The organism is Haloferula luteola (assembly GCF_014201715.1).
Classification (GTDB): domain Bacteria; phylum Verrucomicrobiota; class Verrucomicrobiia; order Verrucomicrobiales; family Akkermansiaceae; genus Haloferula; species Haloferula luteola.
Genome location: NZ_JACHFD010000001.1, coordinates 183,160 through 199,533 on the forward strand (window position 1 = coordinate 183,160; position 16,374 = coordinate 199,533).

Consider the following 16,374-nt stretch of genomic DNA (forward strand, 5'->3'; position numbering starts at 1 on the left):
GTCATCATCCTTCCCATTCCCAATGATATCGATGCCTACCTCTTCCATCTCTCGGCCACTCGGCTCCGTGCTGCTTCTCGCTGCCCTCACCCCGACACTTTCTCTCGCCGCCGGGCCCATCCCCATCGATGCGACCCCGACCGTACTCGTCGACACCTCGAAAGAACCCGTCGCCGAAGGGAAATTCCAACCCACCTGGAAATCCCTTGAGCAGTACGAAGTTCCCGAATGGTTCCGGGATGCCAAATTCGGCATCTGGGCCCATTGGGGACCCCAATGCGAACCCGAATCCGGAGATTGGTATGCCCGCAACATGTACCTCCCCGGAGAATGGCAGCACCAGGCCCACCTCGATCGCTACGGCGATCCCGCCCAGTTTGGCTTCAAAGACGTCATCCACCAATGGAAGGCCAACCATTGGGACCCCGAGCGCTTGGTGAAACTCTACAAAGACTGCGGAGCCCAGTACTTCTTCGCCATGGCCAACCACCACGACAATCTCGACCTGTGGAACAGCCGCTACCAACCCTGGAACTCCACCACCGTCGGCCCCAAAAAGGACATCATCGGCGGCTGGGCCAAAGCCGCCAAAGCCCAAGGACTCCCCTTTGGCGTCAGCGTCCACGCGGCCCACGCCTGGTCCTGGTATGAACCCGCCCAGTCTGCCGACGCAAAACTCACCCTCGCCGACGGCAAAGGCCAGTGGTGGGAAGGCCTCGATCCTCAGGACCTCTACGCCCAAAACCACACCCCCAGCCCCGACTACATGAACTCCGGTGGCATCCATGCCCGATGGAATTGGGGCGGAGGCGTCTCCCAACCGGATCAGGACTATTGCGACAAATTCTACAACCGCACTGCCGACCTCATCCACCGCTACCAACCCGACCTCCTCTACTTCGACGACACCGCCCTGCCCCTCTGGCCCGTCAGCGACGCCGGCCTTCAAATCGCTGCCGATTTCTACAACTCCAACCTCAAGAACTCGTCCGGAAAACGCAACGGCGTCCTCTTCGGAAAAATCCTCAACGACGACCAACTCAAATGCCTCACCTGGGACATCGAACGGGGCGTCCCCAATCGCATCTTCCCCTACCCCTGGCAGACCGATACCTGCATCGGCGCCTGGCACTATGATCGTGGTATCTACGACCGAGGCCACTACAAAAGCCCCCAAACTGTCATCCAGATGCTGGCCGACATCGTCAGCAAAAATGGCAACCTCCTCCTCAACATCCCGGTCCGTGGCGATGGCTCCATCGACGACAAAGAAGAGCAAGTCCTCAAGGGCATTGCAGCCTGGATGAAGGTCAACAGCGAAGCCATCCACAGCACCCGCCCATGGCGCAGCTTTGGAGAAGGTCCCGCTAGCGAAGGTGCCGAACTCTCCGCTCAAGGCTTCAACGAAGGCCGTGGCAAACCCTTCACCGCCGAGGACGTTCGCTACACCCAATCGAAGGACTCGAAGACCCTCTATGTCATTGTCATGGGCGTGCCGCAGCAAGCCCTGCGCCTCACCCACCTTGGCAAGGATGCCGGCCCTGAAACCGTGCGCTCCATCACCCTCCTCGGGGCCAAAGGCTCCGTGAAATACCAGCAGGACTCCGATGCCCTAGTCATCGAGCCTCCTCGCAAAGCCCCTGCTCACGCCGAGGCGATCGTCTATAAAATATCTCTCTAACATAGGCCATAGGGAGCCACCGCGATGGCATGGAGCTTGTGGACTCCATGCCATCGTGGGTGCGCTCCCTTTTCTTTTTCCCTTTCCGGCGCCTCATGCATGCGGTCTCTCGAATCCTCTTCGCCCTCCCTGTCATCCTCCCGCTGATCTCAGCGGAAGCCGCTTCCCCTGTCTTGCTGCCAGGGCAAGTTCCCGAATCGGGCAACCCGATCCTGCCCGGCTACTTTGCCGACCCATCCATCGTACAGATCGACGGCAAAAACTTCATCTATGCCACCCTCGACCCCTGGGGGGGCCAGACGCTCGGTTGCTGGGAATCCCCAGACTTCAAAAACTGGACCTACCGTCAACTCAACTGGCCCACCCAACAGGCCTGCCATAGCCCCACTTCAGGCAATGCCGGCGTCTGGGCACCCTCCGTGATTCTCGCGCCCGACGGTCGCTACCACATGGCCGTCTCCGTCGGCAGTGAAGTCTGGATTGGCGTGGCAGATTCCCCGCTGGGTCCATGGCAAAATAGCCTCGGCGATCGCCCCCTGATTCCTGCCGACTTCAAACCCGGCTACCACATGATCGACGCCGAATGGTTCGTCGATGAAGATCAACAGGTCTACCTCTACTGGGGCTCCGGACATGGCTGGACCAACGGCCGATGCTTCGTTGCCAAAATGAATTCAGACCTCACGGCCTTTGCTGGGGAAATTCAGGACGTCACCCCTTCCCACTACTTTGAAGCCCCTTTCATGGTGAAACGCCAGGGCCGCTACTTCCTCATGTATTCCGATGGTGTCACCGTCAAAGACACCTATCAGGTCCACTACGCCGTTGGGAATTCCCCTTTCGGTCCCTTTGAAGAAGGCCCGACCAGCCCCATTCTCGTCACCGACGCCACCCAACACATCGTCAGTCCCGGCCATCACTCCGTCTTTCAACGACAAGGTCGCGACTACATCCTCTACCACCGCCATCGTATCCCCTTCGAACCAGAGTCTGTCGCCCGACAAACCTGCGTCGACGAACTCCACTTCCTTCCCGATGGCACCCTCCAAAAAGTCACCCCCACCCACCATGGACCTGACTTCATCCAAAACCGCGACGAAACCCTCCATCGCATCCCCGGAGCCGCCGCCAGCGCCTCCAGCACCGCCACGCCTCTCACCTCCCCAGCATTCGTTCTCGATTCCAACTACGCCACCCGTTGGACAGCCGCTCCCGACGCCCATGGTGCCTGGTTGATGATCGACCTTGGAGAACTCAAATCCATTCAGCACCAGCTCATCCGTCCCGAGTTTTGCTGGAAACCATTTCCCTTTGCGATGGAGACCTCCGCCGATGGAGAACACTGGAATCGCCAAGCCGATTTCCTGCAAAGCCCCTCGCTCGGATCTCCCATTCTCATCGAGAAATCCTTTGTCGCTCGCTTCGTCCGTCTCGTCTTCCCTGACACCCTCCAGGGTTCCGAGATCTCCATCTTTGAGTGGTCTCTCCACTGATCCTCTCCACCATGTCACTCCGCCACTCGTTTTTCGCGATCGCTTCCCTTCTTGGCGCCCTCTCCCTGACAACCTCGCTCACAGCCACCGAGTGCACCGTCACCTCCCCGGACGGTCAACTCGAGCTCCTCATCAGCGACGAAGGTGGACTCCACTTTCGTCTCCAACAGGCCGGAGAGCTTCTCCTTACCGACTCGCCCCTTGGCCTCGATTTCGCCCACCAAATCTCTGTCGGACCGTCCGCTCGCATCGCCGAAACCACCCGCCGTCAGCACGACGGCTCCTGGACCCAGAACTTTGGCATCCGGAGGCACATCGTCGATCGGTGGAACGAACTCCACATCCACCTCAAAAACGACCTCCCCGACAGCGCGATGACTCCGCCTACTGTAGGCCTCATCGCCAGGGCCTATGACGATGGTGTCGCCATCCGTTACACCGTCAGCCCGCCGGCCGGGAGTCACGAATTCACCCTCGAAAGCGAGCGAACCGAGATCCATTTTCCAGACGATTTCCGCTGCTGGCTCGGTGGAGAATCCACCTGCGCTGAAGTCACCTACCCGGCCACGACCCTCAGTGCCATTCCTGTCCTTAGCGGGGATACCCGCTGGCAGGGGAAACCCTATCGCGGCGTCCAACCCCTTCTCGTCGAAACCGCGAAAGGCTACCTCCTGATCGCCGAAACCGACCTCTCCGATTGGGCCGGCATGTTTCTTTCCGGAACCGGCAAACCCGCTGTCACTCTCACCCTTGCAGAACGCCATGACGGTGCCGCCGCCGTCATCGGAAAGGGTGCACGCTTGAGCCCATGGCGCGCTCTGCAGGTCGCCCATAGCGCCGCGGATCTCGTCTCTTCCGATTTCCTCACCAACCTTGCCGCCCCCAGCAAAATCCGCGACACCCGCTGGATCCAACCTGGCATCTCCGCCTGGGACGCATGGTGGACCGGAGAAAATCCCTCGCTTCCCCAGTTCACCGGACTCGATGCGCGCGGCGACACTCGCTCCCACAAAGAATACATCGACTTCGCCGCCTCCATGGGCTGGCCCTACCAACTCGTCGATTGGTTCTGGTATGAAAACATGAGCTCCTACACCAGGAACCTCCTCTCCCCCCTCTCCTCCCCCTCCGGCGATCTCCAACGCAGTGTGCCCACCATCGACCTCCGCGCTCTCCTTGCCCACGCAAAGCGAAAAAAAGTCCGCCTGTGGATCTGGGCTCATTCCCATGACATTCGCTCCTTTGGCATCGAAAAAACCATGGCTCACTTCGAGCAACTCGGCTTTGCCGGCATCAAGGTCGACTTCATCGACAGCGAATCCCAAGAGGCCGTCCAATGGTGCGAAGAACTCCTCGCCTCCGCCGCTCGGCATCACCTCATGGTCGACCTTCACGGCATCTTCCAACCGGTAGGCTGGGCACGCACCTGGCCCCATTTTCTTACCCAAGAAGGAGTCCTCGGGAATGAATACAGCAAACTTCCCGGAAATCGCTGTGACGCGCAGCACACCATCACTCTCCCTTTCACTCGTGGCATCCTCGGTCCCATGGATTTCACCCCGGGCGGATTCATCAATCGCACCGCCGAGGAGTTCCAAGTCACCCATCCTGCTCAAGTCATCGGCACTCGCGCCAGGCAACTCGCCATGACCGTCATCAACTCCAGCCCTCTTCTCGTTCTTTGCGACAGTCCGCGGAACTATCGGGATCAACCAGGAATCGAATTCTTCCGCGATCTTCCCACCGTCTGGGACGAAACAGTCGTCCTCGAAGCCGAAGTCGGTCAACATCTCGTCCTCGCACGGCGCTCAGGGAAGCGTTGGTGGCTCGCCGCCATGAATGGAGAACAGGGCTCCTCATTCCAGCTCCACCTCGATCGGCTCGATCCCCAGGTCCAGAACTGGAGCCTCAAAGAATTTGCAGACGCCGTGCCTCCTTCCCCATCTGCCGCTCCGTCTTCCGAATCCCCATCATCCCCTCAGGAGATCATCGAAACCACCCGCACCTGGAACTCCGCTCAGCCGCTCCCCATCCATCTGAGCCCCGCCGGTGGATACACAGCCATCCTTTCCGCACGCTGATCATCCCCCCGCTATTCGGCCCTTCCTTCCCCCTGAATTCGAGCAAACGAAACCGCCCCTCGACCCACCTCACCCGAGGCAGGCCGACGTGCGATCCTTAGACCAGCCCGGAAACAAAACTCACCGGACGTCACGGCGTCGCCGGAATCCGAAACCGACCATCCCGCCAAGCAACAGAAGCGCGGATGTCGGCTCAGGAACCAGGGTCACGGCTGTCGTCTCGAACTGATCAAGAGCCGCACCATCATAAAGGCCGAAGTAGAGATGAACGCTATCATCCGCCGCCAGAGCTGGATTCAATGTCGTGCCGGTGATCGTCCCAAGCGTACTCACCACCGATCCATCGCTCGAAGCTTGGCTCAGAGTGGCCGTGATTTGATAGCTGTCGCCCCCAAGGTAATTGACCCCAAGATCATACCGGTACCAAGCATCGGTCTCCGGCAGGTCAATGTTCGTCTCCACCACGTGGTCATCGGTTGAGGAAAGGCCAGAATGATATCCGATGAACCCGACTGAACCCCCGTCGGCATTCCCCGAGCCCAAGTAAATGAAAGGCAGAAACGTCGTTCCTCCATCCTGCGACATGAACGACCCACTTTCACCCGGTGCCGCATCGGTCGTGAAGCCAAATTGATAAAAGGCATTGGCATCTCCGTGATAATAGACACTCGCCGTCCAACTGGAGAGGCTGCCCGAGAACGAAGTGTTGAGGGTGTAGAAATTGATCACCGTCCCGCCCAAGCCTGAAAGATCCACCGATCCGCTGCCATTCAATCCACCACTGGCCGATTCGACGATTGCCGGAGTTTGTGCCGTGCTGAAGTTCGAACTGAAATCTCCCGGCGTGTTGAAGTCGAGCGACAAAGCGGCATTCACCTGGGTCGTGGCTGCCAGAGCGCTCAACAGCGCCAACGAATGGAGTTCGAAAGAGAACTTGCGTGGAATCATAAAAGGGACGGATGGGTTGATGGGCGATGAAAAACCACTCAGAGATGAGTGCCGGAGAATTAGAGACCCAACTCTTCACAAGTCAATTTGCATTCTTTGTCATTTTTGAACTCCTAAAGAATCCCCCGAACCCTTATCTCAAAAGCACGAAGAGGTGAACGATGGCACCCGCCAACTCCGCGAATCGCCGGAAGCTACGAACCCTGCATTCCCGCCGGCTGACCAACCCTCGGATGGGGTGAAAACCCAGCGAAAATCCGCTCGACCTTCCAGCACCATGGGGCTCGCCGGAGCGGCCGCCCGGCTTGAGACGACCACCGATTCCAGCGAGTCGGCGCAATCCACCCGCCCCCGTGACCCTCCCACTCTGCGTCGAACCGTTCACCCCCCTCGATTCCTACCAGCCTCACGGACCGGCTCGTTCACAAGCCCCCTTCTCCTGCTGGGCCGATCCAAAGATACCGCGAGATCGCCTCCAGTCCTTTCCCTCCCTCAGAATCCGATACCAGCGCCTCATCATCTCCCATCGAGAAGTCACCTCACTCACAGACCCTAGCTCCATGTCCTCCGCAGCACGCTGGCGTCTGCAAACTCCCCCATATTCTCCAGAAGATGGATCAAAATTCGGAGCGTGTCCGGATCTCGCGGGGTGAGGTGCAAAGCTCGAAGCAGCGCCTCTTTGGCCTCCTCTCTGCGACCTAGCTTCGCCAATGAAGATCCGAGAACGGTGTAGGCAAACGGGAGGTCGACACGCAGATTCACGGCCATGGCCGCACGTTCGGCGGCCTTCTCGTCATCGCCTTCCGCAGCAAGACCCACGGCAAGCCCCAGTTGCACCCAAGCGGAATGAGACATCGCGGGCTCCAAACTGCGTGCAAGCTTCGATAGCCGCGCCCAATCTTTCACCCGATAGAGCAGCATCCCTAGCTCCGAGGCCACCTCCGGCGAGAGAACTTCCCCCTGAAGAATCCCATCGATGATCGCCACGGCCTCTGTAGTACGTGATTCAAGGAATCGGCACCACGCCTCCAACAATTCAAGAGCGCCCCTTGGATGCCGATAGTGAATGAGGACGTCCAAAACCTGTCTTGCAGACTCTAACCGACCCAACTCCAATAGACATTTTGCACAAACTCGCCCCCTCTCCGAGTTTTCCGGATGGAGGCGAAACACGCTCAAAAAAGACGGGGAAGCTTCCCTCTTCTTCCCGGCATCATCGAGACTCAGGGCGCGGTTCCAGATCGCCTCAAGGTTCTCAGGTGCCTCTTCAAGGTCAGCGGGGGGCGAAAAGCTTGTTGGACACGACATCACCGGTTGGCCTTCGGGAAACGCAAGCCATACCCCCATGGCCACTCCTTCCAAATGCTCCGGAGACTGCCAGCCACGGCATGCCAACACCGTCGGCCCGATGTCCAGTAGCGATGCCGTTCCGCGAGCTGGAGAGCCCGCGGCGAGAAGATCACCTCCAAGGATGGCCCGAGACCACGCCTCTCGCGGATACACCCCGGAAGTCGCCTCCTCTTGGAAACCGATCACCATCATCATCGACTCCCTCCCCACCAATTCTGCCACTCGATTGACGAGCATCGCTGCCAGCGAACCACCCCCATCCTCGGCCACTTGGAAGTGCCTCCTCAACCCGGCATGAAATCGGTATCTCACCGTCGCAACCGACACGTGAGAAGATGCAATTTCCTCGGTGAACCTCGCATGCACGGTGAAGGCCTCGGCCATCATTTCTCGCGCTATGGTCAGAGCAGCGGGTTCGGCAGAGGCCAGCACCTCAGGTGACAGAACCTCCCTCAAGACCGAGACATCGATTTCCTCCGGCATCACCCTCAGTTCTCCCGATCTTGAGCTCTCCCCCCGGCGATCCCCGAGGAAAGGCATCCATCCCATGGAGACCACTCGCTCTCCCTCCTGTCGTTCCAGCAGCTCGAGAAATGTCGGAAACGCACCCCACGGGGAGCAATCCGTCAGATATCCATGCTGATTCGATCTTACCCCGGTGAGCAGGGTCGCCCCGATCGTCCCGGAAGATCGGGGCGGTGGGATGGACAATGACCCATCGACCACCTGCCGATGAGTTTCCACCATCCCCTGATGGATCCGGTCCATCGCAAGGCGTCCGATGCCTTCGAAAACCATCATGACAACCGGCAGCGTCCTCATCGGCTTCCCGGAAGAGATAGAGTTCGACGCCACACCGCAGCCTCTGGCAATTCCTCGCCACCCAGCTTCTTCGCCAGATGGATCGTTTCTCGATGAAGTTCAGGTCTGGCTTCGAAATCGCAGAAGCGGATTCCCTTCGGAAGCCGACTTTCGATCTCTCGAATCAGGATCAGATTTCCGAGCCAGCGGCCTCCGGGGAAATCCTTCGCCACCGCGCGCAAGAGAAAGGCCACCTTCTCCGGGCCGTTGCGATGGACCACTCCCGCCGCTACAATTCGGCCCTCATGGATCAGCGCTAGCGAAAGATCACGATCGGGTTCAACCGCCCTGATCTCCCCCACCAGATCGCAGGACTCGAGAAATCCCTGCAGCCGATTCGCCTCCAAGTCGCGGACGGGCTTCCATCGGAAACTCGATGGCTGCGGAAGAAACCGCCGCGAGGCGAGCCGACGCAGCCGCTGCCGAATGCTCTCAATTTGAATGCGGTAGCGTCGGTGCGAATCACGCGCCTCGAATCCTGCATTTTTGAGTGCCTCCGCTGTGGGATGCCCAGCAGGAAACGCACGTCGAGATTGCAGAACCCGGCACCCCTCCTTTCCTTGGTAATCCAAAAAAGAGTGCATGAAAAAGCCCGCCTCAGATTCTCCCAGTGCAGGGCTGAGGAAGATGTCGAACGCAAGGAGTTCGCGATCGCCGTTGGCAGGCCACCAGCAGGCCGCGACGCAGTGACGGATTCCATGGGTCTCCAGAAATCCACACCAGCACCCAGTGGGTCCGCTCAACCCAGGGCCGAGCTCCCGACAACGTCGAAGCTCCCACGCATCAGCCGGAACTCCGACGGAAATCGACTCCATGGATCGCCTCCAACGGTCAGTGAACGTTGCCGCTACGACGTCGCCGCAGAGTCGCCAAGCCCCCCGCACCGAGAGCGAGCAGAGCCACAGAAGACGGTTCGGGAACGAGCTCGCCCGGTGTGGTGATGGCCACTCCCGGCTCAGTTTCGTAGGCCCACCGATGCACGGTCATCGACTCATCGTTCGTATTGAGTGTCAACTCCGCCCAACCATACCGAACGACTCCATTCCCAAGGCCGTTCACGACACCATCGTCCTCTCCGATGCTAAAGCCGTAGAAGCCTTGGATAGTCCCCCCATTCGCGCTGGCCTCTATTTCCCAATCGGTGTCGAACGAGCTACCTCCGGAATAAATACCTGCCGAACTCCCTAAGAATGAGCTTAAAGGACCAATGACTTGGTTCACACCCAGTCGATCAGGCGCGATGACATTCGTCTCACCCTTCACGCCGAAACCCAGACGATCACCCAAATTCACATCGGTATCGGGGTCGACATGAGTTCCGCTCTCGATGCTGAGCGTGATGTTGCCGCCACTAGAGTAGGAGTAGAAAGCGAAATCGTAGGGGCCCAGAGCATATGATGCATCGCCGGGATTGGTGTGACTCACCAGACCGTCTTCGATATCAATGAAATAGAACTGTTCTCCCGATGAAAAGTCGATGGTCACATCCTCCGGATCGTGAATGACCACAGCACCCGATACAGGAGAGATCGCCGCAGCCGCCAGCCCCCCCGTTGCCAGCAAGCGCTTCGGACTATGATTGCAATTCATCATTTTCATCGAGCCAAGGGCGATGACATATCAGATATCTGAGAGCAAGAAAAATAGCTCATTCTGGAATCGTTCACTTTCTCCAAAGCCATCTCACAAGTGCATGGGGTAGGATCCATAGGCAGAGCACCCGCATGACCTGCATTCGTATCGAATGCCCCCCTCGCGAGATGGGAAATCGCCAAGCGAAGATCCGCTCGACCTTCCCCACCGAGCAGAGACCTCCACCGATTCCAGCGGTTCGACACGATCCTCTCATCGGCGGGGAAGTCCGGCCCCGCTCAGCGGCATCAGGAAAGATCCCGAAAGGATCGCGGGCTGTGGCCAAAGCTCCTCTTGAAAGCATGCGAAAAGGCATTCGCATCCGAATACCCCACCGTCACGGCGACTTCGTCGATGGTCAGCCGCGCTTCCGCTAACAACCGCTTCGCCTCCCGCATGCGCAAGCGACTGAGATGCTGGATCGGAGCCATCTGAAACTCGCGCTGACAGATCAGCCGAAACCGCTCGATCGAATATCCATGAGCCCCCGCCAGGCTCGAAAGCGTCCATGGCAGATGCAGGCGGGAACCAATGCGCTCCCATCCCGCATGAAACCTCTCCAACTCCGGATCCAGATTCGCCCGCAAGCGCACCAGCCCCATCAGCGCTTCCAGCAGCTTGCCCGCCATTCCCACCTCCTGATAACTCTCCCAGCACCGCACCAGGGCCTCCACCATCTTGTGAAACACCACCGGCTCGTGCCGAAACCAGCGGCCATCGCAGCCAATGCTGAACGGCGCGAGTTCGTCGAAACAGATCCACGCAAAACACCACAGCCCATCCCCCTCCACCGAATACGACTGCGGCCGTCCTTTCGGCGTCAGGGCTCCCTCGCCACTCTCCAGCAACAGAATCGTCTCCGATACCCGCAACCACCCAGCCCCGTACACGCTCGCGATCAGCAACGGACAGGCGGGGTTGGTGCGCTCGAAGCGATACCCTGCCGTAGCGTGCACGATCCCCAGATGGCGGATCCCAAAATCATCCAGCAAAGGACACACCGGCAGAGCCTCCAGCCAAGGCTCCCGGGAAGGTCCGGTCTTCGGTGAGCGGAGACCATCGTGCTTCGTCGAGACTCCGAGGTGCGTGCAGTCCGTGAAAGGTTCCAAGGGATGATGGGCCATGATCGGGGAAAATGCGTTGCGATGCCTCAAGAATCGGGCGCCCATGGCTCTGGGTTCCGCCGCGATGAGGCTCCGGTGCCCACGCGCTTTTTTCCCTGTCGTTCCTGCCAGGAAATTTCCCGATTCTCCCCCTCCACCCTCTCACCCCTACCCGCTGCCAGCCGCCCTCATTCACACTCTTTTGCATTTTGTTTGCGTTTGCACTCAGGCTGCCCTTGCTTCCGGGCATGCCCCTGACCGATGCCCCGCCCGCCTTGCCGGATTCCCGCACCGCCGGTCTGCTGCGCGATCTCTCCGCTGGTCTTCGCCAGCAGATGTATTTTTGGGGTCGTGATGTCGTCCATCCTGTCGGCAATCTCCTCGTCCACGCCGGACTTTCCCGCAGCCCTTCGCCCGGACTCCAAGGGACCAGCTGCTACACCCGCCCCTGGCAAAAGGGCTCTATCCAACTTCACGGGGCGTGCGCCGGGTGGTATGGCGAGCAGGGCGGAGTCGTGTTCATCCGCCCGCTCGGTCACTGCGTCGGCTGGCGCATGTCCACCCCGCCCACACCCGGTGAGTGGTCCCGCGAACATTTCGAATCCCTGTCCCCCGACTCACTGCGCCATCGTATCCAACCCTTCCTCGAATGGTGGATCGCCTACGAAGAAACGCTCCTTTCTCTGCGCCCTCTCCATTCCACCCACCCCTCTTCCAGCCTCCTCGGGGCTGGCTACCGTGACCGCTGCTTCCGCGCGTTCCGCCAACTTCCCCGCTCACGCTCCTGGCTGCCACCCCGCGACGCCCTCCCTTGGCTCCGCCACTTCCGCGATCGCACCCCCGGCCTGCCGCGCGCCAAGCGCTTCTCCGCCGGCATCGCGGGCTCCTTCCCGCGCCCCTTCGCATGAATCGCCCCGCCATCGACGCCCCCGTTCCCATCACCCTCCTCACCGGCTTCCTCGGCTCCGGGAAAACCACCCTGCTGCGGCGCTGGCGACGCGAAGACTCCCTGCGCAACGCAGCGCTGATCATCCATGATCTCAGCGATTTCGGCGTCGATGCCGAACTGCTCTCCGCCGAAGGCGCTCCCACCACCCCCGGCCACCTCCACGATCGGGTCGCCGCCCTTCACGGCTCTCATGCCCGCGAAAACCTTCACCCCACCCTGGGGCGGATTCTCGGCGCCATGGCCGCCCTCCGTCCCGCCCCACCGCTCGTCCTCTGCGAAAGCACCGGCGCCGCCCGCCCTTGGCCGCTCATTGCCGCTCTCACCCAGCACCCCCGATTCTTCCTCCGCCATTTCATCGTCACCGTCGATGCCCTCAACCTCCACCGCGACTTTGCCGATGGCCACCACCTCTCCCGCCAAACTTCCGCCCTCCCCGATCCCGCCCTGCGCCATGCCGCCGACCTGCTCACCGAGCAACTCGCCTTCGCCAGCGTGATCCTCCTCACCAAGATCGACACCCTCCCGCCCGGTGTGGCCGACCGCCAAGTCGCCGTGCTGCGGAAACTTCAACCCCGCGCCGCCATCGGCCTCTCTGCCCAAGCTGGGCTGCTCCTCTCCCAGCTCGATGCCACCCCCGCGCCCCCGCTCTCGGTTCTCCGATCCCGGGCCCGCCAACTTGGACTCCTGCCCACCGGCTCCGCCACGGCAATCACCGCTGAACAGATCGATGCCAGCGTCTTCCGCGACCCTCGCCCTTTCCATCCCGAGCGTTTGTACGATGCCTGCCGTCGTCATCTTGGCACCGGCCTCTACCGCACCAAAGGCTTCCTTTGGCTCGCCTCGCGCCCCGGCCATGTGCTCCTCTGGCAACAATCCGGCAGCCACATCTCACTCGAACTCACCGGCCTGTGGCGCGCCGAACTCGCGCGCAATCTCGACGGCAAACTGCTCCCCGAGGAAATCGCCCACCTGCGATCTCGCCTCACCACTCAGCATCCCGTATTTGGCGATCGCCACAATGAGCTCACCCTCATCGGTCTCCCCGCCGCCCGCGCCGCCTTCACCCGCGCCCTCGAAGCCGCCCTCTGCACCGACCCAGAAATCTCTGCCTGGCAGCGCGGCGAAGCCTTCCCCGACCCCTGGCCCCACGACTTGCGGAAAGTCAGCTGAAACCCCCGCATTCGCCCCTCCCGGCCCAAGCTCCGTCCGCTTCCCTCTCCCTCCTCGTCGCTCCCGATAACCGACCCCGGCCCTGGCTCCGGTCACTCAGGGCGCGGCGTCGATGCCATCGCCTCGTCAAAGGCCAGCTTCACCCTCCCGCGGGGAAGACGGTCCACAAATGTCACCAACGCAGCGAGATCCCGTTGCGACCACGACTCGACGATCTTTCGAGCATACTCCACCTCATTGAAATCCATGTGTCCGAAGTCATCCATGTTTCGTAGATAGATCAGATCGCTGAACGACTCGGCGGCCTCGTCCGGCTTGGTTCTCGCCCAATAGTCGCTGAACCGAAGCGAGGCGTCCTGTTGCGCACCACCTCGCTTCATGCCCTTCAGTCGATTCATCACCGCCGGTGCATCCTGATCCGTCCACGTTTGCAGCAAGGTATCGAGAAAGGCGTAGAGCTTTTCCATCGTGTTGAGACGGAAGAGCCCTTTCTCAAATGCCGTGAAGGTTCCCTGAGGGTCCTCCTGAGTGAGCCGTCGTGCCGCTTCCCGGATCTCCGGGAGGGTGTCGATGTCCCCGTCCATCATCTCCATCACCAACTGATCGTGGTCCATGAACGCGATCTTGCTGCGCAGAAATGCCCGAGTGCGCAGCGGGCTCCTCTTTTCATCGGCGAGTTGTTGAGCCGCGATCTTCATCGAGATGCCTTCGTCCATGCTGGGCGACTGATCACGGAGCAAACGGCGGAACGCGGCGACCGGCGATGAACTGCGTGAGCCCGGATCCTGACCCCGGACGTCCTCGATCCGCTCCGTCGGCATCGCGGACCTCAGCGCCGACCAGGGTCGCAACCATGCCCCTCCCACGAGAACACCGAGTCCCGCACTCGCGGCAAAAATCCAGCGACGGGCACTCATCGGGCGGCCCTCCCGGATTGAGCTTCCCGCATCACCTGAATGTTCGGAGTGTTGGGTTGCTCGGCCAACCACCTCCCTGCGGAAGACGCATCCATTTCGCTCCAGCGCAGCATGAAGGCCCGCAAAGTTTCCCGACCCATTTGCGTGCTTCCGAAATCGGCCGGGAGCTGCGCGATCGAATCCTTGGCGGCCGCCGGATTGCTCCACGCGGATCCCTTGACGGACCCTTCATACACCAGCGCCCGTTGATCCTCCCCCTCGGCCAGCTCCAGCAGCTTGGGAAGATCCTTGGAAAAATTGATCATGAACGATTTCGAGAACGTCACGATATTTTCAGCCGTCCAATCTTCCGGGAAACCCGTCGAAAGATTTCGCACCGGACGGCTGTCGGGAGAGATCGAGTAGCCCCCGCTGGTCGTTCCCCACCAATAGATGGCATCATTCCTCGCCAGGGCCCGTTCGTGGGCATCTTCTATATGGTTCGCCACCTCCAGCCCCTCAAACCCTCGGACTTTCGCCACATCGACCGCCATCGATCGAAGCAGTGGATTCTTCACCTTTTCATCCGGATAGCTCGCCACCCAATTGCCCGCTTCGAGCGGTTCAGATCGGGCCCACAGCCGAGCCACTTGCTCGAAAAGCGGACGGTCCGCTTCCGGCCAATCTTCCGCAATCTGATCGACCATCCGCGCGGCATCCCGGGGATGGCGCTCACATTGATACTCGAGGAACTCCCGGAGAATCTTCAGATCGGCTTCCTCCTTCCTCGCCGAAACATACTCGAGCGCCGAATCCCCGTGCATGTTCAGCCAGGTGATCAGAACCGCTCGATAGCCCTCCGCAGCGAATTCAGGAACCGCGTCGAGCCGGGCCAAGGCCTCCTCGGGATTCTCCTCCGCCCACCGGGCAAACAGCGCCGCGGCGATCGGTTGATAGCGCGCCCGATCCTTGGCGGAAGCGATCAGATCCAGCAGTTCCTCGAAATGCTCCGGCGGCGCCAGGAACATCAAACTTCGCAGATGGCTTTCCAGGCGCGAATCCCGTCCCTCACTTTCCTCATACTCGCTCATCAACTGCCGGACCCACTCGAGCGAGAAGGCCGTCGGGCGCACCCCGGTGCGGGCGAATCGAGGAGAGCTTGGGACCGAGATTCCCGGCGAAACATCGCCGGAGGAGAATCCGGCCCGAGCGACGAGCGGCGGCACAATGAACTTCCAGCCGCAAACGGCGAGAGTTCCCATCGCGAAACTGAGGGCGATACCGGCTTTCATTGAGGTCATCAGGAGTGAAGTGATCCCGTTGCCCGCCGACGGGCGCGTGACCGCATCGCGGCCATAGGGAAGCAGAGAGGACATCGTCGGCGTGCTGGCCGCAGCCTCGGCGCGCGATGCGGCAAGGAAGGAGGTCAGTGCCGCGATCGACACCGGCACCCCCTGATGCCGCAGCCGTTTCGAAAGCGCCTCCAGTGCGCGAATGCTGCGCTTTTGCCAGGCCCCGGCGGTTCCGCCGAGCTGACTCGCGATGCACTTGAACGAGCGACCTTCGAGATAGTGCAGCGTCAGAACCACCCGATCGCTGCCGCGGAGCGAATTCAGGGCCTCATCCAGTACCGGTCGGAGTTCCGCGATCGGATCCCTCCCTTCCCGCGCCATCTCCTGGTGTTTTTGCGCCAGCCGCTCCCGGTCTTTCCGGAAGTGCTGCTTCTTCCGGATCTTGACGGCTTCGTGAACCACCACCCGATGCAGCCAGGCGCCCAGGCTTTGGATCTCCGCTCCCTGCCGTACTTTGCGGGAAAGCGTGGTGAAGCCATGCTGCACCGCCTCCTCGGCATCCATGGCATTCCCGCAGATCCGATAGGCCGTGGCAAACGCGAGCCCCCGATGCCGCGATACCAGCATCGCGAAGGCATCTTCATCGCGCCGGGTCGCGAAATCGCGCAGCAGTTCCTGATCGGACTTGGCCAAGGATTCGGGCATTCAAAACATCAGAGCCCTTGGCCCGCCAGAATCGGACAAAAAAATCTCCGCGATCTCTGCGTGATCGAAAAAGTCCGCCGGGCCTCACCTCTCGCAACTCGCGCAATTCCGTGCCACCACCGAACCGCGCAGCCCCCCCGCTGGAACCCAACCCCACGAGGGTGCAGAAGAGTGAGCGGAGAAACGGTCGAACACCGACCCAACTCAGGCTTC

12 protein-coding genes are annotated in these 16,374 nt (G+C 60.6%); 5 read left to right on the top strand and 7 right to left on the bottom strand.

The genetic code is table 11. The features are described 5' to 3' along the window. The first annotated feature begins 31 nt into the window (after positions 1 to 31). The 3 genes from HNR46_RS00800 (at position 32) to HNR46_RS00810 (ending at position 5,255) form a co-directional block, all read left to right on the top strand. On the top strand, positions 32 to 1,681 hold the full coding sequence (locus HNR46_RS00800; protein ID WP_184014859.1) for an alpha-L-fucosidase: 1,650 nt from the start codon (positions 32 to 34) through the stop codon (positions 1,679 to 1,681). A 95-nt stretch (positions 1,682 to 1,776) separates the two neighbouring features. Next, entirely contained in the window at positions 1,777 to 3,174 is a 1,398-nt protein-coding gene (locus HNR46_RS00805; RefSeq protein WP_184014860.1) for a family 43 glycosylhydrolase, read from the top strand. 11 nt (positions 3,175 to 3,185) lie between these two features. Beyond that, positions 3,186 to 5,255: a glycoside hydrolase family 97 protein gene (locus tag HNR46_RS00810; protein WP_184014861.1), complete on the top strand. Its 2,070-nt coding sequence runs from the start codon at positions 3,186 to 3,188 to the stop codon at positions 5,253 to 5,255. Between the two features lie 120 nt (positions 5,256 to 5,375). Here the strand turns inward: HNR46_RS00810 and HNR46_RS00815 are convergent, their stop codons facing one another. The 5 genes from HNR46_RS00815 to HNR46_RS00835 all read right to left on the bottom strand — a co-directional run bounded on the left by HNR46_RS00815 (position 5,376) and on the right by HNR46_RS00835 (position 11,170). After that, positions 5,376 to 6,203 carry a PEP-CTERM sorting domain-containing protein gene (locus HNR46_RS00815; protein WP_184014862.1) on the bottom strand — a complete coding sequence of 276 codons (828 nt, stop codon included), beginning with the start codon at positions 6,201 to 6,203 and terminating at the stop codon, positions 5,376 to 5,378. 552 nt (positions 6,204 to 6,755) lie between these two features. Beyond that, entirely contained in the window at positions 6,756 to 8,375 is a 1,620-nt protein-coding gene (locus HNR46_RS00820; protein WP_184014863.1) for a tetratricopeptide repeat protein, read from the bottom strand. Further along, positions 8,372 to 9,229 (bottom strand): hypothetical protein, encoded by an 858-nt coding sequence (locus HNR46_RS00825; protein WP_184014865.1) that lies wholly within the window; start codon positions 9,227 to 9,229, stop codon positions 8,372 to 8,374. The genes HNR46_RS00820 and HNR46_RS00825 overlap by 4 nt, the downstream gene beginning before the upstream one ends. Positions 9,230 to 9,245: 16 nt before the next feature. Then, complete coding sequence (locus tag HNR46_RS00830; RefSeq protein ID WP_221284945.1) at positions 9,246 to 10,007, bottom strand: PEP-CTERM sorting domain-containing protein; 762 nt, start codon at positions 10,005 to 10,007, stop codon at positions 9,246 to 9,248. Between the two features lie 287 nt (positions 10,008 to 10,294). Next, on the bottom strand, positions 10,295 to 11,170 hold the full coding sequence (locus HNR46_RS00835) for a helix-turn-helix transcriptional regulator (RefSeq protein ID WP_184014869.1): 876 nt from the start codon (positions 11,168 to 11,170) through the stop codon (positions 10,295 to 10,297). Positions 11,171 to 11,397: 227 nt separating this feature from the next. Between HNR46_RS00835 and HNR46_RS00840 the strand changes: the two genes are divergently transcribed. Continuing rightward, the gene (locus HNR46_RS00840) at positions 11,398 to 12,057 is read left to right on the top strand and encodes a hypothetical protein (RefSeq protein WP_184014871.1); all 660 of its coding nucleotides are present in this window, start codon (positions 11,398 to 11,400) and stop codon (positions 12,055 to 12,057) included. Then, positions 12,054 to 13,268, top strand: coding sequence for a CobW family GTP-binding protein (locus HNR46_RS00845; protein WP_184014873.1), 1,215 nt, complete (start codon positions 12,054 to 12,056; stop codon positions 13,266 to 13,268). Before HNR46_RS00840 ends, HNR46_RS00845 begins: the two co-directional genes overlap by 4 nt. Positions 13,269 to 13,360: 92 nt before the next feature. Here the strand turns inward: HNR46_RS00845 and HNR46_RS00850 are convergent, their stop codons facing one another. Beyond that, entirely contained in the window at positions 13,361 to 14,185 is an 825-nt protein-coding gene (locus HNR46_RS00850) for a hypothetical protein (protein ID WP_184014875.1), read from the bottom strand. Then, the gene (locus HNR46_RS00855) at positions 14,182 to 16,161 is read right to left on the bottom strand and encodes an RNA polymerase sigma factor (RefSeq protein WP_184014877.1); all 1,980 of its coding nucleotides are present in this window, start codon (positions 16,159 to 16,161) and stop codon (positions 14,182 to 14,184) included. Before HNR46_RS00855 ends, HNR46_RS00850 begins: the two co-directional genes overlap by 4 nt. Positions 16,162 to 16,374: the final 213 nt, after the last annotated feature.

What these genes read in the sequence shown, in the direction of transcription:
- HNR46_RS00840 (WP_184014871.1), top strand. Translation starts at nt 11,398, where the DNA reads ATGCCCCTGACCGATGCCCCGCCCGCCTTGCCGGATTCCCGCACCGCC.
- HNR46_RS00805 (WP_184014860.1), top strand. Translation starts at nt 1,777, where the DNA reads ATGCATGCGGTCTCTCGAATCCTCTTCGCCCTCCCTGTCATCCTCCCG.
- HNR46_RS00825 (WP_184014865.1), bottom strand. Translation starts at nt 9,229, where the DNA reads ATGGAGTCGATTTCCGTCGGAGTTCCGGCTGATGCGTGGGAGCTTCGA.
- HNR46_RS00830 (WP_221284945.1), bottom strand. Translation starts at nt 10,007, where the DNA reads ATGATGAATTGCAATCATAGTCCGAAGCGCTTGCTGGCAACGGGGGGG.
- HNR46_RS00800 (WP_184014859.1), top strand. Translation starts at nt 32, where the DNA reads ATGCCTACCTCTTCCATCTCTCGGCCACTCGGCTCCGTGCTGCTTCTC.
- HNR46_RS00855 (WP_184014877.1), bottom strand. Translation starts at nt 16,161, where the DNA reads ATGCCCGAATCCTTGGCCAAGTCCGATCAGGAACTGCTGCGCGATTTC.
- HNR46_RS00820 (WP_184014863.1), bottom strand. Translation starts at nt 8,375, where the DNA reads ATGAGGACGCTGCCGGTTGTCATGATGGTTTTCGAAGGCATCGGACGC.
- HNR46_RS00850 (WP_184014875.1), bottom strand. Translation starts at nt 14,185, where the DNA reads ATGAGTGCCCGTCGCTGGATTTTTGCCGCGAGTGCGGGACTCGGTGTT.
- HNR46_RS00835 (WP_184014869.1), bottom strand. Translation starts at nt 11,170, where the DNA reads ATGGCCCATCATCCCTTGGAACCTTTCACGGACTGCACGCACCTCGGA.
- HNR46_RS00845 (WP_184014873.1), top strand. Translation starts at nt 12,054, where the DNA reads ATGAATCGCCCCGCCATCGACGCCCCCGTTCCCATCACCCTCCTCACC.
- HNR46_RS00810 (WP_184014861.1), top strand. Translation starts at nt 3,186, where the DNA reads ATGTCACTCCGCCACTCGTTTTTCGCGATCGCTTCCCTTCTTGGCGCC.
- HNR46_RS00815 (WP_184014862.1), bottom strand. Translation starts at nt 6,203, where the DNA reads ATGATTCCACGCAAGTTCTCTTTCGAACTCCATTCGTTGGCGCTGTTG.